At 65.5% G+C, this 25,487-nt stretch carries 25 protein-coding genes and 1 tRNA gene; 7 read left to right on the forward strand and 19 right to left on the reverse strand.

All coding sequences use genetic code 11. The annotated features are described in order from the left end of the window. Positions 1-171: 171 nt before the first annotated feature. The 7 genes from DQG15_RS00420 to DQG15_RS00455 all read right to left on the reverse strand — a co-directional run bounded on the left by DQG15_RS00420 (position 172) and on the right by DQG15_RS00455 (position 9,266). Positions 172-858 carry a response regulator gene (locus DQG15_RS00420; protein ID WP_116081864.1) on the reverse strand — a complete coding sequence of 229 codons (687 nt, stop codon included), beginning with the start codon at positions 856-858 and terminating at the stop codon, positions 172-174. Next, entirely contained in the window at positions 855-3,509 is a 2,655-nt protein-coding gene (locus DQG15_RS00425; protein ID WP_116081865.1) for a sensor histidine kinase KdpD, read from the reverse strand. Before DQG15_RS00425 ends, DQG15_RS00420 begins: the two co-directional genes overlap by 4 nt. 9 nt (positions 3,510-3,518) lie before the next feature. Beyond that, positions 3,519-4,097 carry a K(+)-transporting ATPase subunit C gene (gene kdpC, locus DQG15_RS00430; protein WP_116081867.1) on the reverse strand — a complete coding sequence of 193 codons (579 nt, stop codon included), beginning with the start codon at positions 4,095-4,097 and terminating at the stop codon, positions 3,519-3,521. Positions 4,098-4,121: 24 nt separating this feature from the next. Next, positions 4,122-5,792, reverse strand: a complete 1,671-nt coding sequence (kdpA, locus tag DQG15_RS00435) for a potassium-transporting ATPase subunit KdpA (protein ID WP_116081869.1) — start codon at positions 5,790-5,792, stop codon at positions 4,122-4,124. A 99-nt stretch (positions 5,793-5,891) separates the two neighbouring features. Beyond that, positions 5,892-7,904, reverse strand: coding sequence for a potassium-transporting ATPase subunit KdpB (gene kdpB / locus DQG15_RS00445; RefSeq protein ID WP_116081872.1), 2,013 nt, complete (start codon positions 7,902-7,904; stop codon positions 5,892-5,894). 12 nt (positions 7,905-7,916) lie between these two features. Beyond that, positions 7,917-8,006, reverse strand: a complete 90-nt coding sequence (gene kdpF, locus DQG15_RS00450) for a K(+)-transporting ATPase subunit F (RefSeq protein ID WP_116081874.1) — start codon at positions 8,004-8,006, stop codon at positions 7,917-7,919. A gap of 429 nt (positions 8,007-8,435) precedes the next feature. Further along, positions 8,436-9,266 (reverse strand): alpha/beta fold hydrolase, encoded by an 831-nt coding sequence (locus DQG15_RS00455; protein ID WP_198665081.1) that lies wholly within the window; start codon positions 9,264-9,266, stop codon positions 8,436-8,438. A gap of 196 nt (positions 9,267-9,462) precedes the next feature. Here DQG15_RS00455 and DQG15_RS00460 point away from each other — a divergent pair, with 196 nt between their 5' ends. Then, positions 9,463-10,467: a GlxA family transcriptional regulator gene (locus tag DQG15_RS00460; protein WP_116081878.1), complete on the forward strand. Its 1,005-nt coding sequence runs from the start codon at positions 9,463-9,465 to the stop codon at positions 10,465-10,467. Positions 10,468-10,536: 69 nt separating this feature from the next. Here DQG15_RS00460 and DQG15_RS00465 read toward each other — a convergent pair whose 3' ends face one another. Beyond that, on the reverse strand, positions 10,537-10,935 hold the full coding sequence (locus tag DQG15_RS00465; RefSeq protein ID WP_116081879.1) for a glyoxalase/bleomycin resistance/extradiol dioxygenase family protein: 399 nt from the start codon (positions 10,933-10,935) through the stop codon (positions 10,537-10,539). Positions 10,936-11,022: 87 nt separating this feature from the next. On the opposite strand from DQG15_RS00465, the gene DQG15_RS00470 reads away from it, so the two are divergent. Then, positions 11,023-11,730 (forward strand): YafY family protein, encoded by a 708-nt coding sequence (locus tag DQG15_RS00470; protein ID WP_116081881.1) that lies wholly within the window; start codon positions 11,023-11,025, stop codon positions 11,728-11,730. Positions 11,731-12,071: 341 nt separating this feature from the next. Here DQG15_RS00470 and DQG15_RS00475 read toward each other — a convergent pair. Further along, positions 12,072-12,144, reverse strand: a tRNA-Ile gene (locus tag DQG15_RS00475). Positions 12,145-12,247: 103 nt separating this feature from the next. Between DQG15_RS00475 and purM the strand changes: the two genes are divergently transcribed. Both purM and purN read left to right on the forward strand, forming a co-directional pair. Then, a complete protein-coding gene (gene purM / locus DQG15_RS00480; RefSeq protein WP_116081883.1) occupies positions 12,248-13,297 on the forward strand; it encodes a phosphoribosylformylglycinamidine cyclo-ligase in 1,050 nt (349 codons plus the stop codon). Beyond that, a complete protein-coding gene (gene purN, locus DQG15_RS00485) occupies positions 13,294-13,884 on the forward strand; it encodes a phosphoribosylglycinamide formyltransferase (protein ID WP_116083627.1) in 591 nt (196 codons plus the stop codon). The genes purM and purN overlap by 4 nt, the downstream gene beginning before the upstream one ends. 96 nt (positions 13,885-13,980) lie before the next feature. Here the strand turns inward: purN and DQG15_RS00490 are convergent, their stop codons facing one another. Next, on the reverse strand, positions 13,981-14,985 hold the full coding sequence (locus tag DQG15_RS00490; protein ID WP_116081884.1) for a Hint domain-containing protein: 1,005 nt from the start codon (positions 14,983-14,985) through the stop codon (positions 13,981-13,983). A 237-nt stretch (positions 14,986-15,222) separates the two neighbouring features. Here DQG15_RS00490 and rnd point away from each other — a divergent pair, with 237 nt between their 5' ends. Continuing rightward, on the forward strand, positions 15,223-16,380 hold the full coding sequence (gene rnd / locus DQG15_RS00495) for a ribonuclease D (protein WP_116081886.1): 1,158 nt from the start codon (positions 15,223-15,225) through the stop codon (positions 16,378-16,380). 171 nt (positions 16,381-16,551) lie between these two features. Here rnd and DQG15_RS00500 read toward each other — a convergent pair whose 3' ends face one another. Further along, on the reverse strand, positions 16,552-17,142 hold the full coding sequence (locus DQG15_RS00500; RefSeq protein WP_232830644.1) for a hypothetical protein: 591 nt from the start codon (positions 17,140-17,142) through the stop codon (positions 16,552-16,554). Between the two features lie 24 nt (positions 17,143-17,166). Between DQG15_RS00500 and DQG15_RS00505 the strand changes: the two genes are divergently transcribed. Next, a complete protein-coding gene (locus tag DQG15_RS00505; protein ID WP_116081889.1) occupies positions 17,167-17,595 on the forward strand; it encodes a SufE family protein in 429 nt (142 codons plus the stop codon). Positions 17,596-17,611: 16 nt separating this feature from the next. On the opposite strand, the gene DQG15_RS00510 is transcribed toward DQG15_RS00505, so the two are convergent. The 8 genes from DQG15_RS00510 to DQG15_RS00535 all read right to left on the reverse strand — a co-directional run bounded on the left by DQG15_RS00510 (position 17,612) and on the right by DQG15_RS00535 (position 24,111). Beyond that, entirely contained in the window at positions 17,612-18,202 is a 591-nt protein-coding gene (locus tag DQG15_RS00510; protein WP_116083629.1) for a DUF1638 domain-containing protein, read from the reverse strand. A 49-nt stretch (positions 18,203-18,251) separates the two neighbouring features. Beyond that, a complete protein-coding gene (locus DQG15_RS18000; RefSeq protein ID WP_157968841.1) occupies positions 18,252-18,410 on the reverse strand; it encodes a hypothetical protein in 159 nt (52 codons plus the stop codon). Positions 18,411-18,521: 111 nt separating this feature from the next. After that, complete coding sequence (locus DQG15_RS00515) at positions 18,522-19,223, reverse strand: B12-binding domain-containing protein (protein ID WP_116081891.1); 702 nt, start codon at positions 19,221-19,223, stop codon at positions 18,522-18,524. A gap of 122 nt (positions 19,224-19,345) precedes the next feature. Beyond that, a complete protein-coding gene (locus DQG15_RS00520) occupies positions 19,346-20,851 on the reverse strand; it encodes an ABC transporter permease (protein WP_232830645.1) in 1,506 nt (501 codons plus the stop codon). After that, the gene (locus DQG15_RS00525) at positions 20,841-21,506 is read right to left on the reverse strand and encodes an ATP-binding cassette domain-containing protein (protein ID WP_116081893.1); all 666 of its coding nucleotides are present in this window, start codon (positions 21,504-21,506) and stop codon (positions 20,841-20,843) included. The genes DQG15_RS00520 and DQG15_RS00525 overlap by 11 nt, the downstream gene beginning before the upstream one ends. After that, complete coding sequence (locus tag DQG15_RS00530) at positions 21,503-22,363, reverse strand: putative selenate ABC transporter substrate-binding protein (RefSeq protein ID WP_116081895.1); 861 nt, start codon at positions 22,361-22,363, stop codon at positions 21,503-21,505. Before DQG15_RS00530 ends, DQG15_RS00525 begins: the two co-directional genes overlap by 4 nt. 161 nt (positions 22,364-22,524) lie before the next feature. Beyond that, entirely contained in the window at positions 22,525-22,692 is a 168-nt protein-coding gene (locus DQG15_RS18330; protein WP_198665039.1) for a hypothetical protein, read from the reverse strand. A gap of 9 nt (positions 22,693-22,701) precedes the next feature. Next, a complete protein-coding gene (locus DQG15_RS00535) occupies positions 22,702-24,111 on the reverse strand; it encodes a DUF2927 domain-containing protein (protein WP_232830646.1) in 1,410 nt (469 codons plus the stop codon). 333 nt (positions 24,112-24,444) lie between these two features. On the opposite strand from DQG15_RS00535, the gene DQG15_RS00540 reads away from it, so the two are divergent. Next, complete coding sequence (locus DQG15_RS00540; RefSeq protein WP_232830647.1) at positions 24,445-25,398, forward strand: DMT family transporter; 954 nt, start codon at positions 24,445-24,447, stop codon at positions 25,396-25,398. Positions 25,399-25,487: the final 89 nt, after the last annotated feature.

Genomic DNA, 25,487 nt, shown 5'->3' on the forward strand with positions numbered 1-25,487 from the left:
ACGGCGAGATAGTTTAGCCAAATCTGCGAAAGCGGACGTCATTGGCGCCTTCGAGTCCATTGGCAAACTGCGGTGGCGCATGACCGCTCGGAGCAAAATGTATCCGTGGAAACAAGCGTATGTCGAGCAGTTGTAGGACAAATCCCGTCGGGAGCTGCCATGCTCTCTAGTTCAGATCACAGCCTCCTCGAACCGATACCCGACCCCTGGCTCATTCAACAGCCATCGTGGTCTGGCGGGATCATCCTCGATTTTCTTTCGCAGTGCGCGGACCGTTACTCGCAGATATTCGATGCTCCCGGTGTGAGCGGGTCCCCAGATCTCGCGCAGTAGATACGTGTGGGTCAGGACCTTACCGGAGTGACCTGCGAGTTCGGCCAGAAGCGCGAACTCTTTCGGCGTCAGTTTTACGGGCGTGCCGGACTTCAGAACCGCGTGGCCATCAAGGTCGATTTCGACCGGGCCAACCGTGAGCCGCCGCCTTCGTCCGTGTCCTTTGTCGGAACGGCGAAGGCAACTTCTTATCCGCGCCAGCAGCTCATCGCTGTCGAACGGCTTCGTGACGTAGTCGTCGGCACCCAGATCCAGCGCAGCAACCTTTTCAGCCGCCGCCTCGCGCGCGGTCAGCACGATAACGGGCACGTCGCGGGAAACGAGGGACGGTATCAGTTCCAGCCCGTCCCGGTCTGGTAGCCCCAGATCGAGAAGAACGAGCCGTGGGCTCGCGCGCTCAATCGCCGAAATCGCCCCCGCGGCGTTGGCCGCCTCGACCACCGAATAGCCTCCACGCTCTGCAGAGACCCGGAGTAGTCGACGGATTGCCAACTCGTCATCGACGATCAGGATGTGATCGGTCACGCAATGTCCTCCAAGTCAATATTGATGACTGCATTTTTCGGAATGCGAATCGAGAATCGTGATCCGCCCCGTTGTCGACGGCTCGCCTCGACCCCAAAGCCCATCGCATCGGCGAAGCCCTTCACGATTGCCAGCCCGAGCCCCGAACCGCCGGTGCGATCGGACGTCTCGCCGCGCGCGAAACGGTCGAAGATGCGGAGTTCAGCTCCGTTCGGGATGCCGGGGCCGCGATCGAGAACGTCGATGACCGGGCCGCGCCGCCCCATTCGCGCAATGACATGGACGGGAGTGTTGTCGGGCGAATACTTCAAGGCGTTGTCGATCAGGTTCAGAAGTGCATGGTGCAGAAGGACCCCGTCGGCGCGCACGAACGGCACGTCTGGATCAATGGTCGTTTCGATCTCGCGGTGCGCGTAGGACTTGGGCAGATCCGCCAGAGCCGAACTGACGACGTCGGTCAGGTCCGTCGCGGTGAAATCCGGCGTGACCGCGCCTTCCTCGATGCGGGTGAGCTCAAGGAGATCCGACAGGAAGCGGCCTAACCGCCGGGCTTCGGTGCGGACCGTCTCGACAAGATCGGCGTCCTCGCCGGACGGTCGCATCGCTTCGGCGGCCGCTGTCACGGCAGTCAAAGGGGTGCGCAGATCGTGACTAAGCGAGGCGAGGAGCGTGGCCCGCAGCGTATCTCGCTGACGCACGACTTCGACCTCGCGCATGTCGAGTTCCAGCTTGAGTCGCTCGTGGGCAAGCGCGGCCTGGTCGATCAGACTCTCGGCCAGCGCGGCGCGTTCTGCGGGGATGGGCGCGCGGCCCGGCGGTCCGCGCAGGCCGAGGACCGCCAAGACACCGAGCGAGGTCTTCAGTGGGCGGAATTGCCATGCGCTTGCGGTCAGAGTGTCGGTTCCGTTTCCCGCCGGCTCGCCATGTTCCAGCGCCCAGCTCGCGGCGGCATGATCGACGGATGTGAGATTTGGCTCGGCCTGCCCCGAGGCCGTGATGCGCGCACCCTCCTTCGATGCATGCAGCACGATGGTTTGCACGGCGAGCAGCGCGCGCACCTCGTCGCAGACGATCTGTGCCGTCTCGGTTGGCTCGTTCACCGCGCCGAGACGTGTCGCGAAGCGCGCGAGCGCCGCGTTCTCGCGCGCGCTGCGCATCGCCAACGCCGCTGCGGCGCGCGCGCGGGCTGCAAGCTGCCCGGTCAGGAGCGCCACGAGCACCAGGAGGATTGCCGTGATGACGTTTGCGGGCGAATAGATGATGAAGGTGTAGATCGGTGGCAGGAAGAAGAAGTTATAGGCGATCCCGGCTGCGAGCGCTGCGACCAGCCCCGCGCGGAACCCATACAGGCTCGCGCTGGCAATGACGGGTACAAGGTAGAGCAGGTCGACAGGTCCCCGGCCAAGCCAGGGCTGGGCGCCATACGCGAGCGCGGTAAGCGCCCCGACGAGGACAAGCGCGATAAAGTCGCCGCGCCACGAGCCACGCAGGATACGGGACGCCCAAGTGCCCTTAGACCGCTCTTCTTCGAGCGGAATGACATGGACGGCGACCCCCTTGGTATTGTCGAGAAGATCGCGCAGCACCCGATCGCGACGCCTGACCCAACGTGAACGATCCCGCGATTTGCCGATGACCAGCTGAGTTGCGCGTGTTTCGCGGCATTGCGACAGGATCGCCTCTGGCACCGAGGTCGCAGGAACCGAGACGAGCGTTGCACCGAAGGTGCCGGCAAGCGACAGAGTGCGCGCCAAGGTCGTGCGATTTTCATCGGAATACCGGGCCGCACTCGGGGTCTCGACGTAAAGGGCTGTCATCGGCGCCTTGAGGGCGTCGGCAAGGCGCTTCGCCGCGCGAAGGATGCGTTCGCTGCCGGGTTCCTCGGACACGGCGACCAGAACGCGCTGTCCGCCGGCATATCTGCCATCCTTGCCGGTCAGGCTCTGATGCTCCTGCATCCGGGCGTCGACATAATTTGCAGCGTGGCGCAGAGCCAGCTCTCTGAGGGCAAGCAGGTTGCCGGTCGAAAAGAAATGGTCGAGCGCCTGGCGCGCCTGTTCGGGCACGTAGATCTTGCCCGCCTCGAGACGGGCGATGAGGTCTTCGGGCGGCAGGTCGATCAGTTCGATCTTGGCATTCTCGAAGACCTTGTCCGGCACTGTCTCGCGGACGCGCACATGCGTGAAGGAGCCGACAATGTCGTTCAGGCTTTCGACATGCTGGATGTTGACCGTGGTCATCACGTCGATGCCGGCGTCGAGGAGTTCCGCGATGTCCTGCCAGCGTTTCGGGTGGCGGGTTCCGGGCGCATTGGTGTGGGCCAGCTCGTCCACCAGCGCAATGTCCGGCCTGCGCTCCAAAAGCGCGTCGAGGTCCATCTCGGCAAGCAGCTGGCCGCGGTAATCGACTGTGCGGCGCGGGATGACAGGCAGGTCGGCAACCATCGCCTCGGTCTCGGCACGGCCGTGCGTCTCGACGATGCCGATCGCCACGTCGGCGCCCGCCTCGCGCTTCTCTGTTCCCTCGAGAAGCATCTCGTAGGTTTTCCCGACGCCGGGCGCGGCGCCGAGAAAGATTTTCAGACTGCCGCGCCCCTCGCGCTCGGCTTCGCGCAGAAGGGCATCGGGCGAGGGGCGGGCATCTACGGGCATGGTGCGATCCTATTGGCTCGCGGCAGGCGCTGCCAGATCGGCGTCGAGCGCGAGGTTGAGGTCCAGCACGTTCACGATACGGCCTGCCGTGAACGGCCCACCCGGTTTCACGGCGCGCCCCTCGATCCTCCGCTCGATCTCCGAGACATCGACACCGCGCGCCTCTGCCACGCGGGGCGCCTGAAAGAGCGCGCCCTCGAGCGAGATATGCGGATCGAGCCCGGCGCCGGAGGCCGTTACGAGATCGGCCGGGATCGGGGCATCCGCGCTCGCGCCGCCATGGGCCGAGATCAGCTCTTCAGCTCGAGCGGTGATCTCGGGATTGGCGGGCGAGAGGTTGGAGCCCCCAGCGCCGCCCGCGTCGTAATCGACCGCCGAGGGCCGGGACCAGAAGTATTCGGGCGAGCTGAACGCCTGCGCGACAAGTCGGCTCCCTACAACGGTGCCCTCGTCGTTCGTAATGAGGGACCCGTTTGCACTAATCGGAGTGAGCGCCTGGGCAAAGCCCAGGATCACCGCGGTGTAGCCGGCGACGCAGATCGCCATGGTCGCAAGCGCGACACGAAGGGAAGACAGAAGGTCGGACATGTAACTTGCTCCAGTTCGGTTCGCTCAGGGCAGTGAGACATGCTCGGCGATCGGCCCGAGGGCCGCGGCCGGCAGGAAGGTCAGCGCGCCGAAGATGACGACGGTGATCGCGAGCATGCTGCCGAAGGTCGTGTCCTCGACGCCAAGTGTTCCGCAGCTCTCCACAGCCCGGCGCTTGGCCATCAGGCTGCCCACGATCGCGATCGGCAGGATGATCGGCAGAAAGCGGCCAAGCAGCATGACGATCCCGGTGGCGATGTTGAACGCCCAAGACCCGTCGCCGAGCCCCTCGAACCCGGAGCCGTTGTTCGCCCCTGCCGAGGAGAACTCATAGAGAATTTCCGAGAAGCCGTGCGCACCGGCATCCTGCACGGCCGACTGGCCCCAGGGGGTCGCCGCGAAGAGGGCGGTGCCGCCAAGGATCAGGAATGCGTGGGCAAAGAGCGCGAGCACGGCAAGACGCATTTCCTTGGCTTCAATCCGATGCCCGAGATACTCGGGCGTCCGGCCGACCATCATGCCGGCGACGAAAACCGCGACGATGATGTAGAGGAACATGTTGATCATGCCCACGCCGACACCGCCGAAAGTGGCGTTGAGCCACATGCCGGCCATCGGCACGAGCCCGGTCAGCGGATTGAGGCTGTCATGCATCGCGCCCACCGAGCCGTTCGACGTCGAGGTTGTCAGGACTGCCCAGAGAGGGCCCGTGGTCGCGCCGAAGCGCAGTTCCTTGCCTTCGAGGTTCGAGGACTCCGCAACTGGCAGGTCTGTGAGCGCCGCCGTCGGCGCGGACTCGAAGGTCACGGCAGCGCCGATCTTGACGAGGAGGAACAGCGTCATGACCGCAAAGACCACGGTGGCGTGGCGCATCCGCCCGATGATGCGGCCGAACATCCATACGCAGGCCATCGGAACAAGGATGATCGCTATCATGGCGAGCGCATTGGTCCAGAAGCTCGGGTTCTCGAGCGGATGCGTCGCGTTCGGGCCGAAGAAGCCGCCGCCATTCGTGCCGAGCTGCTTGATCGTCATGAACGCGGCGACGGGTCCGCGCGATATCGTCTGCACGGCGCCGTCGAGCGTGGTGGCCTGGACCGCGCCCTGGAGCGTCATCGGAACTCCGAGAAGCACCATCGCCGGCGCCACGAGCAGGGCCAGCGGCAGGAGCACGAGGAAACTTGCTCGCTGCACGTCGATCAAGAAATTACCGATCGTCTCGCGCCCGGCGATGCCCCGAGCGAGGGCGGCAAGCGCGGCGATGCCAGTGGCAGCGGACACGAATTGTAGCCACATGAGGGCCGCGAGCTGGCTGAGGTAACTCATTGTGACCTCGCCCGAATAGTGCTGCAAATTCGTGTTCGTGGTAAAGGACGCCGCCGTATTGAAGATCAGCGTTGGATCGAGTGCGCCCTTGCTGTCGGGATTGAGCGGAAGGTGCTGCTGGAGCGTGAGGATCGCGAACGAGACGCTGAACATGACGACATTGAACACCAGGAGCGTCGCGAGATAGCGCTGCCAGCTTTGACCCGCTGTGGCCCCAGCGCCCCCAACGCGTTCGAACAGAGTGGTAAACCGGGTCCCGCGCGGCGATGTCGAGCCTGGATCCATGGCCCAGGCCATGTAGGTCCCGAGAGGCAAGGACAGGAAGGCAGTGCCTCCAATGATGAGTGTGACGACGAGTATGTGTTCCATCGGATCAATCCTTCGAAAGAAGGGTCACGAGGCCGATGAGGCCTGCGAATGTGAGCGCGCCGAGCGCATAGGTGACGAAAATCATGTGGTCTGGCTCCTTCAGGCGAGGCCGAGGCCAGAGACGGCCAAGTCGATGAGCTTGATGCCGACAAAAGGCACTATGAGCCCGCCGACGCCGTAGATGCCGAGATTGCGCACGAGGAGTCGCGCGGCGCTCTGGGGACGGTAGCTGACGCCCCGGAGTGCCAACGGCACCAGGAGCGGAATGATGAGCGCATTGAAGATGATCGCGGACAGGATGGCGCTCTCGGGGCTGGCGAGGTTCATGACGTTGAGCGCGCCGAGGCCTGGATAGAGCGCGACAAAGATCGCCGGCAGGATCGCGAAATACTTCGCGACATCGTTCGAGATCGAGAATGTGGTGAGCGCACCTCGCGTCATCAGGAGCTGCTTGCCGATACCGACGATTTCGATGAGCTTTGTGGGATTGTTGTCGAGATCGACCATGTTGCCGGCCTCGCGAGCAGCCTGCGTGCCCGTGTTCATCGCAACGCCCACGTCCGATTGCGCCAGAGCGGGCGCGTCGTTGGTCCCGTCGCCGCACATGGCCACAAGCTTGCCCCCCGACTGCTCCTTGCGGATCAGCTCGAGTTTGTCCTCGGGTGTGGCCTCGGCGAGGAAATCGTCCACGCCGGATTCCGCCGCGATCGCCGCCGCGGTCAGGGGGTTGTCACCGGTGATCATCACGGTGCGGATGCCCATTCGGCGCAGCTCGGCAAAGCGTTCCTTGATGCCTGCCTTGACGATGTCCTTGAGATACACCGCGCCGAGAAGCCGATTTCCGTCAGCGACGGCCAGCGGCGTGCCGCCCGCTCGGCTGATCCTGTCGGTCAGCGATTTGAGCTCGCGCACCGCATCGGCATCGAAGTCATGCAGCTTCAGGACAGCATCAACGGCGCCCTTTCGGATCGACCGATCGCCGATGTCGATGCCGCTGACGCGGGTCTGGGCCGTGAAGGAGACCGGCTCCGCATGCTCGGGCATCGTCTCTCTTGCTCCGGCAAGCTCGACGATGGATCGTCCCTCCGGCGTTTCGTCGGCGAGCGAAGCCAGCCGGGCAGCGTCGACAAGGTCAGCCTCCCGGATGCCCGAAAGAGTCATGAATTCGGTGGCCTGACGATCTCCGAGGGTTATCGTGCCCGTTTTGTCGAGCAGCAATGTGTCGATGTCGCCCGCGGCTTCGACCGCACGGCCTGACTTGGCGAGAACGTTGAACCGGATCAGTCGGTCCATGCCCGCGATACCGATTGCCGACAGAAGTGCCGATATGGTCGTGGGAATGAGCGCCACGAAGAGTGCGACGAGAACGGGAACTGAGATCGACCCGCCGGCATAGGCAGCGAAGGCGGGCAGCGTGCCGACCGCGACCAGGAAGATGAGAGTGAGGCCCGTGAGCAGAACGGTCAGCGCAATCTCATTCGGCGTCTTCGCGCGGCTCGCGCCCTCGACGAGGGCGATCATCCGGTCGATGAAACCTTCGCCAGGCTCGGCCGTAACCTTCACCTTGATCCAGTCCGAGATGACCCGCGTGCCCGCCGTGACGGCCGAGCGGTCGCCGCCAGCCTCTCGAATGACCGGGGCCGACTCGCCGGTGATCGCCGCTTCATTCACGGATGCGACGCCCTCGATCACCTCACCATCCGCCGGGATCAGATCGCTGGTCTCAACGAGCACGATGTCGCCTGCGCGCAGGCTGCTCGCGGCAACGATCTCCTTTCGTTCACCCTTCAGGCGCTTGCCTTCAAGCTCCGCCTTGGTCGATCGAAGTGACGCGGCCTGGGCCTTGCCCCGCCCTTCGGCGAGCGCCTCGGCGAAGTTGCCGAAGAGAACCGTGAGCCAGAGCCAGAGGAGCAACTGCGCCTCGAATACGGGATCGCCTTGCCCGGTCGCAATCGTTCGGAAGAAGAGCACTGACACCAGCACGGCCACGATCGATGTCGTGAACATGACCGGATTGCGAATGAGATATTTGGGGTCGAGCTTGACGAAGCTCTGACGCATGGCTTCCGCGGCCAGTTCGCCTGAAAACATGGAAGTTGTTGGTCGTGTCATCGCACGCGCTCCTCAGAACCGCTCGGGCCGCACGAGGACGGCGACGAGATAAACGAGGAGCCCGGCTGCGACGACGCCACCGAGAACGAGATCAAAGATCATGTGGGCACTCCAGAGCGATTTTCGCTGAGGAGCAGATGGACGCTCACGCCATAAGATCGCCATGGGAGGTTCGGCGTTCCGGCGTAAGAAACCCGTAAAGATTGCGTTCAACGATTAGACTCAAGGCATGACGGCAACATCCAATGCTGCGCATCTTACCCCCGGAGTAACGCTGCATTGCTGTTTCAATGGCGGGTCTGGTGAAGGTGCGCTTCGGAGTTGGGCCGACGCTTAAAGTGTGGAGAGGGCCGGCATCCATGCGCCTCTGATAAGCGTGGCATCCGTCCCGCTGCGTCGGCGCAGGTCCGCTTCGAACCCAAATTGACCGATGCTGCGAAGACGGTAGGTGTCCGCTCTCGTCGTACTGCGGTCTGGATCAACAGCAGAGCGGTGGCCGGGACCCTGTATCGGGTCCCAGCGCCTCTGGCTTCAACTCTGCAAAAAGCTGAGCAGGTCCGGGTTCACCAGATCAGGGTGCGTGGCGAAGAAGCCGTGGGACAGGCCCTCGTAGATCTTCAGCGTCCCGTTCGGCAGAAGTTCGACCGCCTTCTCGGCCGAGTTTGCGATCGGGACGACCTGATCGTCATCGCCGTGCATCACCAGGGTCGGCACGTTCATCGCCCTGAGGTCTTCGGTCTGGTCGGTCTCGGAGAACACCGCGATACACTGGTAGTGTGCGGACGCGCTGCCCATCATGCCCTGACGCCACCAGTTGTTGATCAAACCCTGGCTAACGTCGGCACCGTCGCGGTTGAAGCCGTAGAAAGGACCTGACGGAACATCGAGGTAAAACTGCGCGCGGTTCGCGGCCAGCGCAGCCCGGAACCCGTCAAATACTTCAAGCGGCACACCGTCCGGGTTGGCGTCGGTCTGCAGCATCAGGGGGGGGATGGCCCCCAGCAGCGCGGCCTTGGCGACACGGCCCGGCTCGGCCTTCGCAACGTAAGCCGCGACTTCACCGCCGCCTGTCGAATGGCCGATGTGGATCGCGTTCTGCAGATCAAGCGCCGCGGCAAGATCGACGACATCGTTTGCATAGGTCGCCATGTCATGGCCACGGTCGGTCTGGTCCGACCGTCCATGTCCACGCCGGTCGTGTGCGATCACGCGGTAGCCGTTGGCGAGGAAGAACAACATCTGGTTGTCCCAGTCATCGCCGCTGAGCGGCCAGCCGTGGTGAAAGACGATGGGCTGCGCATCGCGCGGGCCCCAGTCTTTGTAGAAAATTCTGGTGCCGTCGCGTGTTTCGATGGTGGACATGATGATGTCTCCTTCTTGCTGAGTAAGGGTTTGAGCCGCAAGCGCGGCGGGCATCGCGGAGAGCAACGCAGTTGCTGCACCCACCTGCAAAACGGTGCGTCTGGTGGGTTCGTATTGGGTCATGGTCATTGGCTCCGCGCTGTTTGTTCGACGCGGCCAATGTTGCAATTTGGTGGGCTTTCCACGATTGTCACAAATGACAAAGAAGGGTTCAAAAGTGACATCTGGGAAGAAAGATTGGGTCTGCGAGATTGGTCTGCTGATCTACCCCGACTGCCAGATGTCAGCGATCTACGGGCTGACCGATCTGTTCCGGATTGCGGGCGAATGGGCAGACGGTGACACCAGGCGACAGGTTCGGGTCTCGCATTGGCGTGCCGGGGAAGACGGCGAGCTCACATGCGTCTGGGACACCCATCCGCACGAGAGCCATCACTTGGCGTACGTGATCACACCGCCCAGCGTCGTCATGCCTGAAAAGATGCAGTCCATGCCGCAAGAGGCCGCGTGGCTTCGCGCGCGACACAAGGATGGCAGTCGCGTTTGTTCGATCTGTGCTGGAGCCTTCGTTCTGGCTGAAAGCGGATTGCTCAAAGGCAGGCGTGTCACGACGCATTGGGCTTTCGCCAAACACCTTGCAGAACGCTACCTGGAGATCGAGGTTGCCGACCGGAATCTGGTGCTGGACGATGGTGACGTCATATCAGCGGGCGGTATCCTTGCCTGGACCGATCTCGGCCTGACCCTTGTCGAGCGTCTCTTCGGGCGTAGCACGATGCTGTCGACGGCCCGATTTCTTGTCATCCAGCCGCCGCGGGCCACCCAGCTTCCCTTCACTGAGTTTCTTCCGGATTTCGATCACGGGGACCAGGCGATCTTGCGGGTCCAGCACCATATCCACGCCGATCTGACGGCATCGCTGAACCTGGACGACCTCGCTGATCTTGCACATCTGGGAAAACGGACCTTCATGCGCCGTTTTGCCAAGGCGACCTCGCTCACCCCCACCCAGTACATTCAACAGGCCCGAGTTGCCAAAGCCCGAGGCATTCTGGAGCTGACCAACCGTCCCTTGGATCAGGTGGCGTGGGAGGTCGGATACAAGGACCCCTCTGCCTTCAGCAAGATCTTCCAGCGTATCTCCGGACTTTCAGCCTCAGAGTATCGGCACCAATTTGGCGTCCAGCCGGCGCTGCCGTAGCCGTCAGACAAGACAGAAGCAGTCCTTGAATCGCAGATGGTCCCGCTGCTTTAGGTGGTCGCCATGGCCCTAGGACCTTGAGGCAAAGCGCGCCTTCGCGGCCTCCGTCTCCGGCATGTACAGGCTGACGAGGTTTCCCTCCGGGTCACGCAGCTGGAACGTCCGATTTCCCCACGGCAGAAGCTTTGGGGCATGGACCAGATCCAGCGTCTTCAGGCGCACGAATTCGGCGTCGATATCCTCCACCTGAAGTTCGATGATCGACGTCCGGTTTGCCGCCGCTTCGGCACTGCCTGCCTGAAAAAGCGCGACGGTCTCTTCCGAGCCGATGGCCAGCGATGCGCCTGGCGTCACGATCTCTGCGAAGACGGGTGCCAGCCATTCAGCCTTCGTGCCAGTGACGGTTTCATAGAAGGCCACGAGGCCCCGGACATCCCGCGCGATGAGGCGGACAGAAGCAAGTTTCATTGTATATTCCTTTCCCGCCGGTACTTGACCGGCCAAGAGCGCTTGTAGAGGGGGGCTGCTGACAGCATTGTGGCAACAGGAAACAGGATGCGCAGCACCGACCGTCTTTTCCAGATCATCCAGATTTTGCGACGCACGCCCCGCGCCGTTACGGCCGTCGCTATCGCGGAGGAGCTCGAAGTGTCGCGCCGGACGGTCTACCGCGATATTGCCGACCTCATCGGTCGCCGGGTCCCGATCCGGGGCACGGCAGGTCTCGGCTACACGCTGGACGATGATTACGAGATGCGCCCGTTGGCCCTGTCAGCGGACGAGACCGAAGCACTTGCCCTGGGCGCACAATGGGTGAGCCGTCACCCCGATCAGGCGCTGGCGCGTCTTGCACTGGACGCGCTCTCGAAGATCCGGCTGTCACTGCCCGAGTCCAGCCGCACTGTGCTGGAGCAACCCGCTTTGGGTGTGAGGTCGATTGCGACCGCCCCGGGCGCGACGCTCGATACCACTTGTCTAAGGCAGGCCATACGTCGATGGCGCGTGGTGACATTCAGCTATCGGGCGCTCGACGGGAAAATCAGCCAGCGCCACGTCTGGCCGATCCTGCTCGGCTACGATGATACCCGCTGCCTGTTGATTGCCTGGTGCGAGGAAAGGGCTGCCCTCCGCCATTTCCGCCTGGAGCGCATGTCCCACATCGAAATTCTCGACCGAAGGCCGGCCAAACGGAGGACGGATATGCTGCGGCACTGGCATGCCCAACGGGAAAGCGCGATGGATGCCTGGAACCGCAACGTGTAGCGTCCTGTCGGGCGCGTCGGCAATTCCAACCTGCTAGACCAATCAAGAGCTTCGGGGCAGGCACCGGTCATCGACGGTGATCGCGCACGCGGCAGTACGTTTCCGCGATACGGACCTTTTCGGAGGCGCAGCGAAACGTCGGCTCTCGCCGTCTTCAACCGCGGGCATGTTCAAGGTGACCACGCAGCTCGGTCCGGTTTTGCTGTACGGTCGGACTGCTTGGTCGGCCGACATCTATGTCGTGGCCCGCGAGATGATGGAACGTCATGACCCGTAAGAAACCCGCCGAAATGTCGTGTTTGGCGGAGATCTACCCGCCGGAACAGCAGGGAATGCAGCGGTAGGCCCGGCAGGATTCGAACCTGCAACCAAAGCGTTATGAGCGCTCTGCTCTAACCGTTGAGCTACAGGCCCGCCGCACCATCCCGATTATCAGGTTGAAGGGGCCGGTCAAGCCGCGTTGATCCCCCCTTGTAAAGCGGCTATTCGCCCGGGCAGGCCACGAGGGAGACCTGCCATGTCTGACGAAACCGGGCTGACCTATGCCGGGGCCGGGGTGGATATCGCCGCCGGCAATGCTCTGGTGGAGCGGATCAAGCCGGGCGCGAAGGCCACGCAGCGCGCAGGCGTGATGGCCGGCCTTGGCGGCTTCGGCGGGCTTTTCGACCTCAAGGCCGCGGGCTACGAGGACCCCATTCTCGTCGCGGCGACGGACGGGGTCGGAACGAAGCTCAGGATCGGCATCGATACCGGCCGCATCGACGATCTGGGGCAGGACCTCGTCGCGATGTGCGTCAACGACCTGATCTGTCAGGGCGCCGAGCCTCTCTTCTTTCTCGATTACTTCGCGACCGGCGCGCTCGATGTCGAGGAGGCGGGCCGGCTCGTGGACGGGATCGCGCGGGCGTGCGGCGAGGCTGGTTGCGCCCTCATCGGCGGTGAAACGGCGGAGATGCCGGGGCTCTACGCCAAGGGCGATTTCGATCTCGCGGGCTTCGCCGTGGGGGCGATGGAGCGGGGCACGGCCTTGCCGGACGGCGTCGCCGAAGGGGATGTCCTGATCGGGCTGCCGTCGTCCGGCGTGCACTCCAACGGCTTCTCCCTGGTGCGCCGCGTGGCGGAGCGCGCGAATCTCGGCTGGGATGACGCCGCGCCCTTCTCGGACGGCACGCTCGGCGAGGCCCTCCTTGCGCCCACCACGCTCTACGTTGCGCCTTGCCTCTCGGCCCTGCGGGCGGGCGGCGTCCACGGACTGGCGCATATCACCGGCGGCGGTCTGACCGAGAACCTGCCGCGGATCCTGCCCGAAGGCTGCGGTGCCGAGGTGGATCTCGGCGCATGGCCCCTTCCGCCGGTCTTCGGCTGGCTGAGGGAGGCGGGCGGCATCGCGCAATCGGAAATGCTGCGGACGTTCAATTGCGGCATCGGCATGGTCCTCAGCGTCGCTCCGGATCGGGCGGACGCCTCGACAGATCTGCTCGAGGCCGAAGGCGCGTCGCCGGTCCGCATCGGCCGCGTGACGAGCGGGCAGGGCGTCTCCTACCGGGGCGCATGGAGCGCGGCGTGAAGCGTGTCGCAATCCTGATCTCGGGCGGCGGCTCCAACATGCTCGCCCTCTTGGACGACATGGCGAGCGGCGATCATCCGGCCCGGCCTGTCTGCGTCATCTCGAACGATCCCGGCGCCGGCGGTCTGGCGCGGGCGGCCGAGCGGGGCCTCGCCGTGGACGCCGTCGACCATCGGGACTATCGCGGCGACCGTCCGGCCTTCGAGGCGGAGCTGACCCGGCGGCTCGAGGCCTACCAGCCGGATATCCTCTGCCTCGCGGGGTTCATGCGGATCCTGACGGAGGGGTTCGTCGCGCGTTGGGAAGGCCGGATGCTGAATATCCACCCGTCGCTTCTGCCGAAGTACCGGGGCCTGCACACCCATGCCCGCGCCATCGAGGCGGGGGATGAGGAGGGGGGCTGCTCCGTACATGAGGTCACGTCCGAGCTCGATGGCGGCCCGGTTCTCGGACAGGCTCGCGTCCCGATCGTTCCGGACGATACGCCCGATGCGCTGGCCGCGCGTGTCTTGTCTGCCGAGCACCAGCTCTATCCCGCCGTGCTCCGCCGCTTTGCCGCCGGGGACCGTACGCCCGTCCTGCTCTGAAGTCGTCCCGCCTCACGAATCCGGCGCCGTGCCACTAGGGCGGCAAAACCGGATCGCATGAACGGTAGAGGCGGCCCGTACAGCCCCCTCGAGACCTTACTGTTCGCGCAGGAATTCCGCTTCCCACGGGCGCAGCAGCGGCCGCGCCGGCGCCGGGACACGGGGATGCGCCTTGGTCAGTTCCGGGAAGATCGCGGCCAGTTCTGCCCGTGCGGCCGGCGCCAGCGATCCGACACCCGTCTCACCAAGCAGCAGGCTCTCGCAAGCGATGCCCTCCGCGGTCAGGATCTCGTGATTCTCGAGCGCGATGTGGCAGTAGGTGACTTCCGGAAGGGAGATACGCCGGATCGTGGTGCCGTTCACCAAGGCGAGGGCAGGGACGAGGACTTCGCCGTCGTCGAACAGCAGCGGCGCACGCGCATCGCTCAGAAGGATCCGGTGCTGAGCGGAGACGACGAGCGCACGGTCATTTCCGAGCGCGCCTGCCTCGATCAGGACCGGGGCGAGCTTGCCGCGGCCCGTCACGCGCCTGGACCCGGCCCAGAGGACCGGCTGCGCGCCGTTGTCCCGCGTGGTCACCAGATCGCCGATGGCGAGCGTCTCGACCCGGCGGGGGCCGTCCGGCGTATCGATCAGGGTTCCGGCGGCAAAGCAGGGGAAGCTGTCGGGCGGATCCGAGTAGCAGGAGTCGAAGGGCATCTTCTCGTGGCGCGGCGGTTCATAGCCCGGCCCGTAGGTCATCTTGCCTTCGCTCAAGCCGTTCACGTCGAACACGACCTTCTGGCCGCCGCTGTCGAAGATCTGGTGATCGTGGGAGGAAGCGCGGCCCTGATAGCGGTCGTGCTGCGGATTGAGTTGGGAGAATATCGGTTTCGGGTTCTCTCCCTCATCGGGATAGGCGTAGATCTCGACGAACTGACCGTTGGAGAACTCAGACCCGCCATTGGTCTGCTTCACCACGAGGCGGAACACGTCCGTGGGGCCGCCGAGCGTCTTCACGCCGTTCAGCTCGACCTTCATGCCGTTGCCATTTCCGCCGGAGCTCTCCCAGTCGTAGGTGCCGATCTGGTCACCGGTGAGGTAGAGTGTAACGTCCGACATGACATACTCCAAAAATACGAACCGATGCGCGCTTCCGAAGCGTGCTTGCCCGCGAATGAAGCAGGCCTTTGCGTCTCTTTGGGGACATTTTAGAGAAACATCTAGCGTGGCGCCGCGAAAATCGGGCGATCTGCACCTTTATGTGACACCAAAGCTTGTTTCCGCACCTTTTTACGCCCAAGAACTGAGCCCGGCGCGGCATTGAACCTTCCGCGACCGCGAAATACCGGAGGCCCGATGCGCACGATTACCGACACCGAGACACTGGCCGAGTTCTGCGCGCGGGCGGCGGAGGGCGAGTACGTCACGGTGGATACCGAGTTCCTGCGCGAACGGACGTACTATTCCAAGCTGTGCCTCGTTCAGATCGCGCTTCCGGGCGAGGGGGAGGCTGTCCTGGTCGATCCCATCGCGGGCGGAGAGGCGCTGTCACTCGAGCCGCTCTACACGCTCTTCCGCGACCGCAACGTGGTGAAGGTCTTCCATGCCGCGCGGCAGGATTTGGAGATTTTCTGGCACGATGGCGGTGTCATCCCCGAGCCGCTTTTCGATACCCAAGTTGCCGCCATGGTCTGCGGTTTCGGGGAGCAAGTGGGCTACGAGACGCTGGTGAAGCGCATCGCGCGCGGGACCGTCGACAAGACGTCTCGCTTCACCGACTGGTCCCGCCGCCCGCTGAGCGACGCGCAGAAGACCTATGCCATCGCCGACGTGACGCACCTTCGGGTGATCTACGAGCACCTCGCCGCCGAGCTGCAGAAGTCCGGCCGCACGGCATGGCTCGGCGAAGAGCTGGAGGTCCTCACGACGCCGGCGACCTACATGGTCGAACCCTCGGAGGCCTGGCGCAGGGTAAAGACCCGGACGAGCTCCGGCAAGTTCCTCGCTCTCGTCAAGACGCTGGCCGAGTTCCGCGAAACCTACGCGCAGGAGCGGGACATCCCGCGCAACCGCGTCATGAAGGACGATGCGCTTCTGGAACTGGCCTCGACCAAGCCGCGATCCTTGGAGGATCTGTCCCGCAGCCGAATGGTCCTGCGCGAGGCGCGCAAGGGTCCGATCGCGGAGGGCATCCTCGCGGCCGTCGCCGCCGGTCTCGAGATGCCGCAGGACGCCTGGCCAAAAGCGCCGCAGGACAAGGACCGCAAGGAGGTAAACCCGGCGCTGGCGGACCTCCTGAGGGTTCTTCTCAAGGCGAAGGCGGAGCAGGAGGGCGTCGCCCAGAAACTCATCGCCACGTCCTCAGAGCTCGACGCCATAGCCGCCGGCGAGCGCAGCGGCCCGGCCCTGAAAGGGTGGCGCGGCGAGGTCTTCGGGACGGATGCGATGCGCCTTTGCGCGGGCGAGATCGCCCTGTCCGCCAAGGGATCCTCGGTTCGGATCGTCGAACTCTGAGAGACTGAGGCGAACTTTTCCCGGCCGGCTCGCGTTCAGCCTTCCAGCACCCACTGGAAGGATACCGCCATGCGCAAGCTCATCAAGTTGTTCGCCGTCTGGAAACTGTTCCAAAGGGCGCGGCGCCGACACTGACCGCGCCCGACATGGCGCGGCGCAGGCGCCTCCGCGTCAGCGAGACGAGGTGATCTGGTTGCGCGCGCCGCGCACGACGATCTGACGCGTACCCGCGAGGGTCTGGTCGGTCAGGAACAGACCGGCAGTCAATTCGCGGGAGGGCGGCGTGCCCGCCGGCTTCGGCTCGGCGGGCGGAAATACCCTGAAATCGAGCACGATGACACCGCCCGTCGGAATGGCATCGCCGTCTATTTCCGCGTTCGCAGGAACGAGGTCGGCGGCCCAGAAGCCTTGGGACGGGGGAAGACCGACGGCGGACACGATGGCGCCGCCCGGTGCACGGTCCACCGAAATTTCCACGACCTGATCGACGAGGCCTCTGCGGTCGACCGGCGCGGCGATGTCGCCGTCCTCGACGAGCATCGTCTGCGACTGTCCGCCTCCGAACCAGTTGAACGGGTTGAGGCGGCTCTCGCGCACAGTGCCGCAGCCAGAAATAACCGTCACAGCGGCCAGCGCGGCCAGCATCGTCGCCTTCATCATCCGTCCCCGTCCCGTTTGCCGCTCTGCGTAGCCCATCGTCCCGGACTTGAAAACCCGGCCGATGCACTGGACGGCTCTCCCGCCGGCGCTTAGGTCGGGCATGTCGCAGCAGGGAGCGCAGTTTCAATGGCACAGCCTCAGTTCGAGGAGATCGTCGAGACCTTCGAGTTTCTGGATGATTGGGAAGAGCGCTACCGCCACGTGATCGAGATCGGCAAGGCGATGGATCCGCTGCCAGAGGCAGAGCGCATCCCGGCGACCAAGGTGGATGGATGCGCTTCCCAGGTTTGGCTCGTGCCGCAGATCGAGGGGCAGGGGCCCTCCGCCGTTTTCCGATTCCATGGCGACAGCGATGCGATGATCGTCCGCGGCCTGATCGCGATTCTCAAGGCGCTCTATTCAGGATTGTCTGCTGGCGACGTGGGAAAGGTGGATGCCGGGGCCGAGATGGCTCGCCTCGGCCTCAACGATCACCTCTCAGCGCAGCGCTCCAACGGACTTCGCGCGATGGTCGAGCGCATCCGGCAGCTGTCCGCCCGGACCGCCGCGGCCTGAACCCGGAAGGCTCGCCTCACAAGGCGGCGAGCGCCGTCTCCAGATCGCCGTACCCGGTGAAGAGCTTCTCGTATCGGAGGCCGAGCCGCGCGGCGGCGCGTCGCGCGCGGGCCTCCGTGTCGGGATCCTCCGCCTGCACCTGGTGGACGAGCGTTTCGTAATTGCCGAAGTACATCGGGAGCAGCTCGGGATGCCGGTCGAGCCCGAGCGGGCGCCAGACGAAGGCGTCAAATTGCCGGGCGAGGAAATCGGTCAGGTAGAACGCGGTGCCTTCGCCATGCGCCGCGAAGGCCGCGTTTCCCTCGAAGAAGCTGTAACAATGCGGCCCCTCGATCATCGAGACCCCGAGCCGCGTGCATGTCGCTGCAAGCGCACCGCCCGTGCCGCAATCGGCATAGGCCACGAAAACGGACGCATAATCGCCGCCGCGCTCCGTCACCGCGGCCTCCACGGCGTCCGGGATCTTCTCCGGCCGGTTGTGCAAGATCGCTGGCAGGCAGGTGACGTCGAGGTGGTTAAGCCCTCGCTGCCGGGTCACGGCGAGGATCTCCCGCGCCAGTGCCCCGCAGGCGACGACGAGCACCCGCCCGTTGCCCTCGGGGGGCATTCCGCTTTTCGTGAGCGTATCGTCGTCGGGAAGGGCCACGGGCGATGGCCTACCGCTTGCGCCGTACGGTCCAGACCCCGGCGGTGAGAGCGAGGGTCAGCGGCAGGAGGATGCTGGCGAGCCCCGGCATCTCGGAGATCAGCCAAACCGTGGCGCCGGCGGCGATGAAAACGCTGCCGAGCAGCGTGAAGAAGACATGCGTCGGCATGGGTGTGCTGGTTCCGAATCTGTCTGGAGTAACGTCACCACCCATGTGGGGCCCTCGCCGCACAAGGAAAGGGGCGGAGGGCGGATCGTCCTCCGCCCTTCGCGTCAATTTCTAGGCATTCGGCTGGTTGTGCTTGCGGGCGACCAGCGACTTGGCCGTCTCCACGGCGACGGCCGCATCCCGGCAGTAGGCGTCCGCACCGATGGCCTTGCCGAACTCCTCGTTCAGCGGGGCACCGCCCACGAGCACGATGTAATCGTCCCGGATGCCCTGCTCGTTCAACGTGTCGATCACGACCTTCATGTAGGGCATCGTCGTGGTCAGCAGGGCGGACATGCCGAGGATGTCCGGCTTCTCCGCCTCCAGCGCCTCCAGATAGGCCTCGACCGCGTTATTGATCCCGAGATCCACGACCTCGAAGCCCGCGCCCTCCATCATCATCGAGACGAGGTTCTTTCCGATGTCGTGGATGTCCCCCTTCACCGTGCCGATCACCATCTTTCCCATCCGCGGCGCCCCGGTCTCCACGAGGAGGGGCTTGAGGATGCTCATCCCGCCCTTCATCGCATTGGCCGCGAGCAGCACCTCGGGGACGAACAGGATCCCATCCCGGAAATCCTTGCCGACGATGGTCATGCCGGAGACGAGCGCCTCGGTCAGGATGCGGTAGGGCGTCCAGCCGCGTTCGAGAAGGATGTTCACCCCCTCCTCGATTTCCTCCTTCATGCCGTCGTAGAGGTCGTCCATCATCTGAGGGACGAGTTCCTCATCCGGCAGCTCCGACAGAACGAGATCATCTTCTTCGTCGGCCATGACAGGTCACTCCTGGGATCGGTGGCAGCGGCGCCCGCGTCGTTTTGCCTTTTCTTCCACTCCCTGCAAGGCCAGTCGGCCGAATTTGCGACCATGCCGCGCCCTGGAACGACGCTTTAGGATCAGATTGCGCAGTCGCCGGCCTCCATGCGGCGGCTGATGGCCGGTGTGGTCCCGCCCAGATGCCGGCGGAGACGTCGGGAAATGATGTCGATGCCAGCGGTCATCGCAAGCGAGGCGAGGAGCAGCACGATCGCCGCGTCGAGCCGGAACTCCGCAACCGCGCTGTCGATCCAGAACCCCAGCGTCGCGACGCCGAGAAGACCCATCACGGCCGAATCCCGCGCGATGATCTCCCAGCGGTAGAGACAGAGCGCGAGATAGGGAGCGAAGAGCCTCGGCGCGAGGTCCCAGCCCCACAGCGTGAGGCCCCGCGGCGCGTCGGGCCTCAGCTCCGCCGAGATGTCCTCCCCCTGGCGGCCCACGAGATGCGCGATGATCGCGCCGTTGTGCAGGCCGAGCGCAAGGATGGCGGGCAGCATGGACGGGCCGAAGACCTGCAGGAAGAGGTAGGCGAGCATGTAGTCCGGGACTGACCGGAGCGTCACGAGAAGGATGTGGCCGAGGTACCGTCCGAAGCGCCCCGCCACGCGCGTGACGATGGCGGGCGCACCGAGCGCGGCGACGAGGCCGGCGAGGACGAGAGCGATCTGCGCGACGACGAGGGTCGCAACGATTCCCGGGAGCGCCTCCGACCAGATGATCTGCGAAAGCCACGGCCAGAGCGGGCCGCCGTCCCGGATCGGCGCCGGCACGATGTCCTCCGTCAGGAACCGCATCAGCGCGCCCGATCCCATCGGCGGAGAGCTGAGGCTGAGCAGAAGCGCGAGGCAGGCCAGCAGCCAGAGTGCCGCGATCTTCCAGCGCATCCAGATCCGGATCGTGGCGATCAGTCCGATGTAGCAGATGAGGATCGCGCTCGCCGCCCCGTACTCGCCGAGCCTGAAGAAGCTGTCGAGTTGAAAGCCCAAGGTCGGCAGTCCGATGAAGCCGAGGACCGCGCTCGAGCGCATGCCGCATTCGAAGCGGTAGAGCGTGTAGGTCCACATCTGGGGCAGGGCGAGGGGGGCGGTGGCGTAGAGGAACCGGGAGGCGGCGCCGGTCCCGGGCCCGAGGGCGCGGGCGGGGCGCGGATCCACGTCGCCGAGGTAATCCGAGAAGACCTTCGCGAAGATCCCGGCATAGGGAAGGGCGATGGCGAGAACTCCGGTCATCGGCGACAGGCCCAGAACCTGCATGAGGAGGAGCGCCCAGAACAACTCGTGCACCGAGCGGACCGCCACGCAGATCCCCCGAACCGGCCCCCGCTCGTAGAACGGCGCCATGAGGAGACCCGCGCCCGCGCCCGCGGCGACACCGGCGACCGCGAAGGCGATGGTGAGCGCGATGGCACGGCCTATCTCCTCGATGGCGGCGAAGTCTGGACGGAGGAAGCCCGAGCCCATTCGCGCAAGCGCCTCCCATGGATCGTGGCCGGCCAGCGTCAGATCCGCGAAGGGCAGAAGAAGGAGGGCCAGCGCGGCAAAGCCGGTGACGACCCGCCCCCGCGGCCAGCCTTCAGAGCGCATAGAGCGCCCCGATCTCGGCGTCGGACAGGCTCTCAGGGGGGCCATCGATGATCACCTGTCCACTCTTCAGCCCGACGATCCGGGTCGCGAAGCTGCGTGCCAGCGCCACATCGTGGAGCGCGAGGACGGAGGTCTCGAACCGCCGGCCGATCTCGTCCAGCACCTCGGCGCCCTGGCGCTCGTCGAGCGCTGAAACGGGTTCGTCCCCGATGAGGTACGAACCGCCGCGGAAGAAGGCGCGGGCAAGCGCGGTGCGCTGCTTCTGCCCGCCTGAGAGCCGCTCCACCGCCCTGTCGATCTCGGGGGCAAGGCCGAGCGGCTCCAGGATGTCTGCCACGGCGGCGCGGTCGCGGGCGCGGGGACGGACGAGGTTGGTGAGGTTGTAGAGCGTGCCGTGATCGTCGAGCCGGCCCATCAGCGCATTGCGCAGAACCGAAAGCGTCGGCACCAGCCCGGCCTCCTGCGGCACGAGGGCGACGCGGGAGCCCGCGCGCTCAAGACGCTCCCGGATTGCACCCAGAAGCGTGGTCTTGCCGGATCCGCTGCGGCCGAGGAGCACAACGCGCTCCCCCGGCGCGAGCGAGAAGCTCACGCCCGAGAGAACCGCTGCCGAACCGTAGCCGACGCTCTCCCGGTCCAGCAGCGGCGCCGTCATCTCAGAAGGCCGAGCGCGTCGCCGGTCTCCTCGATCGGAGCGTAGTCGTCGTTCGTCGCCGGGATGAAGCCCGAGCGCGGGAAGGACGCCAGGAGGTCCGGGTCGTCCATCGACAGAAGCGCTTCCTGCACGCGGTCCGTGAAGCCCTCGCCGAAGCGGGCATCCACATCGCCGCGGATCGTCCAGTTGTAGTCGGGGTAGGGCGGCGTCTGCCAGATGATGCGGGCGTCCTCGACCTCCGGGGCCTCGTCCGTCACTGCCTTGTCGTAGACCGAGAAGTTCAGCGCGCCGACCTGCCATGCGCCCGAGGCGACGAGGCGGAGCGTCTGTGAGTGGTCGCCCGAATAGCCGACGCGGGAGAAGAATTCGTCCGGCGCCTCGCCCGTTTCCTGGCGGATCCAGTATTCCGGCATCAGCCGCCCGGAGGTCGAGGTCTTGGCGCCGAACGTGAAGGTCAGTCCCTCGAGCGCGTCGGCCGGGAACTCCTCGGACGGCTCGATGCCGGTTTCCGAATTGGCGATGAAGTAGGTGACGAACGCCTCATCCTCGACGCCCTGCGCGATCGCCTTCGAGCCTTCGGTCATGCGCCGCGCCTGAACGCCCGAGAGCCCGCCGAACCACGCGAGCTGGACCTGGTCGTTGCGGAAGGCCGTCACGGCGGCCGGATAGCTCTTCACCGGGACGAACTCGACATCGGCGCCGAGCTCGCCCTCGAGATACTCCGCGACCTTCGAAAAGCGCTCCGACAGGGCGGTGTCGTCCTCGTCGGGGATTGCGGAGAAGTAGAGCGTCTGTGCCCCAGCGGCGGCGGGCAGAAGCGCGGCGAGAAGGGCGAGACGGGCGATGGAGAATGACATTCGGGTGCTTTCGGCTGGCTGGTCCGGATGGACGGATCACACGGCGTGTCAGGCAGGCAGAAGCGGCCGACGCCGCGCGAGGGCGTCGATAATCCCCCCCGGCGGAGGGTGCAAGACGAAGACGAGGGACGAACATCGTGCCCGCCCGCGCCCGGCTTCGTTCAACTCAGGATAAGGCGCAGGATCGTCAGGGTGAGGAGCGCGGCGATGCTGAAGGCGATGCCGAAGCCGGCTGCGTATTGCGCGATATCAAGCCCCTTGCCGCCGCGCTTCTTCGCCAGAACGCCGCCCCATACGGCGCCGATGACGCCGGCCAGTAGTGTAATCATGCTTGGTCTTTATCCCTGCGGGCCACGAACCGTCAGCGGCTCGCCCGGATTGAGTGTCGAAATCTCCAGAAGCCGCGCGCGGACCTCGCCGTCCGGCCCGAAGCCGTAGCGCGCCCAGCCAAGCGCATCGCTGCGGAGCGCCGCCGCGCGGGCCGCCTGGCCCTTGGCATCGAGCGCCTCCGCCTTGATCAGCATGAGCGTGGAGAGAAGGGCCGCGTTCTCCGCCGCGGCGACGGCGGGCAGGCTCTCGTCCACCATTTCGATGGCCGTGTCCGGCCGGCCGGCGGAAAGCGAATAGGCGGCGAGCTGCATCGCGACATGCGCCGCCTGGATCGCGGTTTCAGGACGCGAGCGGTAGATCGCGGAGCTTTCGAGGAAGGCGGCCAGCGCAAGCTCCGGCTCGGAGTTCAGCGACAGGCGGCCGAGGGCGTAGAGCGAGTAGGCCCGCCGCGAGTCCGTCCAGCGATTGGCATCGGCGATGGCGACGGCGCGTTTGGCGGCGGCGGAGCGGGCGCGGGGGCTCGTCCGCGGCCCGACCGCGCGTTCAATCTGTTCGGTCCATTCCCGCGGCGTCTCGCTCTCCAGCCGCCCCACGGGGCGGTTCCCGGCGGGGTTCAGGCGGGCGAGGATTGCGGGGAGGCGCGCGGCGACCTGCTCCCGGCTCATCCCGTTCGCGAGGGCCGGATCGTAGTACGCCTTGAGGATCAGCATGTCGAAGCCGGTCAGGACGGTATGGAAGTTGTCGTCGTTGAAGACCGATTCAGGCAGGCGGTAGAGATCGTTGAGGGGGCCGAGCGCCTGCGCGATCTCCTCGTGCAGGCAGTCGCGGGTTTCCTGGGGGCTGACATCGCCGGGCAGGAAGACGGCCGCACGCTCCCGCCGCTCCAGCGTCGTCCAGTCGACGATCTGGCCGCGCCTGTCGGCCTTGAACTCCGCCCAGCTCGACACCCGCGGGACGACGAAGCAGGCCGCTTGCGGAACGTAGCGCTGAAGTTCCTTGCGGGAGAGGACCTGCACCACGATGTTCGGCGTTTCGCCCGCGCTCGCGAAGCGGATGTCGAGCCCCGCCTCGTTGCGGAAGCGGGAGACGAGGCGGGTCAGATCGCCCGTAAGGCTCGCAGGCGCCGCGCCGCGAACGCCGATCGTGACCGGCCCCTCGAAGCGGGTCAGGCGGGGCAGCGCACGCCCGCTCTCCATCTTGAAGGACAGCTCCAGGAAATCGGCCGCGATCTGGGCATTCGGCCGGACGCTGCCTTCTGTCCGGGTGTGTCCGAAGGTCTTCATCGCCGGCAGTTGCATGGTCGGAACGACCCGCCGCTCGGCCACACCGCTCGCCTGCGGCGCACAGGAGATGAGCGTAAGGGCGGCGGTCGCGGCGACGAGAGGACGGCGGAGGAGGGAGATCAGACGGCGGCTCACGCGGTGGCCGCCGGGTCGGAGCGGAGAAAGCCCGAAGTGCCTGTGGATACGCCCCTGCCGTGAATCTCGCCCAAAGCCCGCCGGTCTGCGCGGCATGCCGCGGTGTCGTCCGGCCGGGCCGGGCGGATCTCGATGGCGGGCGTGTGGGACATCTTAGAACGACTCGCAGGCAAGGTGCGTGGCTGTGGTTACGCTAGCGGTCCCTGTGCCTCAGAGGAACCGTGGCCTTTTCGCGCACGATGAACATTGTGTGAGGCGTGGCCGACGCGCGACGGTTCCGCACCCATGCGCGCCGTCTTGACACCGCTCGCCGCGCGGGAAATGCCACGGCGCATGACAGCCTCTTCGAAAATTGCCGCGGCGCCGCGGGGTGCGGCGGGTTCCGGTCCGTCCGACATGGACCTGTCCGGAGCGGGGATGCTCGTCGCCTTCTCCGTGCTTCTCGGGTTCAATCAGGTGCTCATCGCGGTTGTGAACGAGGGCATCCAGCCGATCTTCGCCGCCGGCCTGCGCTCCGTCGGTGCGGGCCTTCTTCTGGTCCTGTGGATGCGGCTCAAGCACGGACCCGTGCATCTGCCGAAGGGCACGAGAGTCGCCGGATTCCTGATCGCGATGTGCTTCACCGTCGAGTTCGTCGGGCTTTACTTGGCTCTCGATCTGACAACCGTCACGCGAACCTCGGTGATCTTCTACTCCATGCCGCTCTGGCTCGCGGTCTTCTCCCACCTGTTCCTGCCGGGGCAGCGGCTCGGCGCGCCGCAATGGGCCGGGATCGGCCTTGCCTTTTGCGGTGTCGTGGTGGCGCTGACGTCACGCGGGGACGGGAACGGGGGCGGGGAGGCGTCCCTCCTCGGCGATCTCTGCGCTCTCCTCGGGGCCCTCGGCTGGTCCGGGATTGCACTTTGCGCCCGCGGAACCGCGCTCGTGCGGGTGCCGCCCCATACCCAGCTTCTCTACCAGCTCAGCATTTCCGCGCCCATCCTGCTGGCAATCTCGCCGCTCTTCGGACCCGTACTGCGTGACCCGACCCCCCTGCACTGGGCGGGCCTCGGCGTGCAGGCGAGCTTCATCGCCTTCGGCGCCTATCTCTTCTGGCTCTGGATCCTGACGCGATATCGTGCCGCCCAGGTTGCGGCTTTCTCGTTCCTGTCACCGATCTTCGGGGCGGGCCTCGGCTGGGCGCTCCTCGGCGAAGAGCTCGGCCCCTCTCTCGGCGCGGCGCTCGTCCTGGTCTGCGCCGGCCTCATTCTCATCAATCGCCCCGCCCGGCGGCCGGCGCCGCTCTGATCGGCGCCGCAGCGCCTGCAATCCTGTGACGCGCGAGGGTGTCACTCGGCCTGCCATCGGGTATCTGGAGGCGGTCGACTACGACGTCC

Origin of the sequence: Tropicimonas sp. IMCC34011 (assembly GCF_003390865.1) — a bacterium.
Lineage (GTDB): Bacteria > Pseudomonadota > Alphaproteobacteria > Rhodobacterales > Rhodobacteraceae > Tropicimonas_B.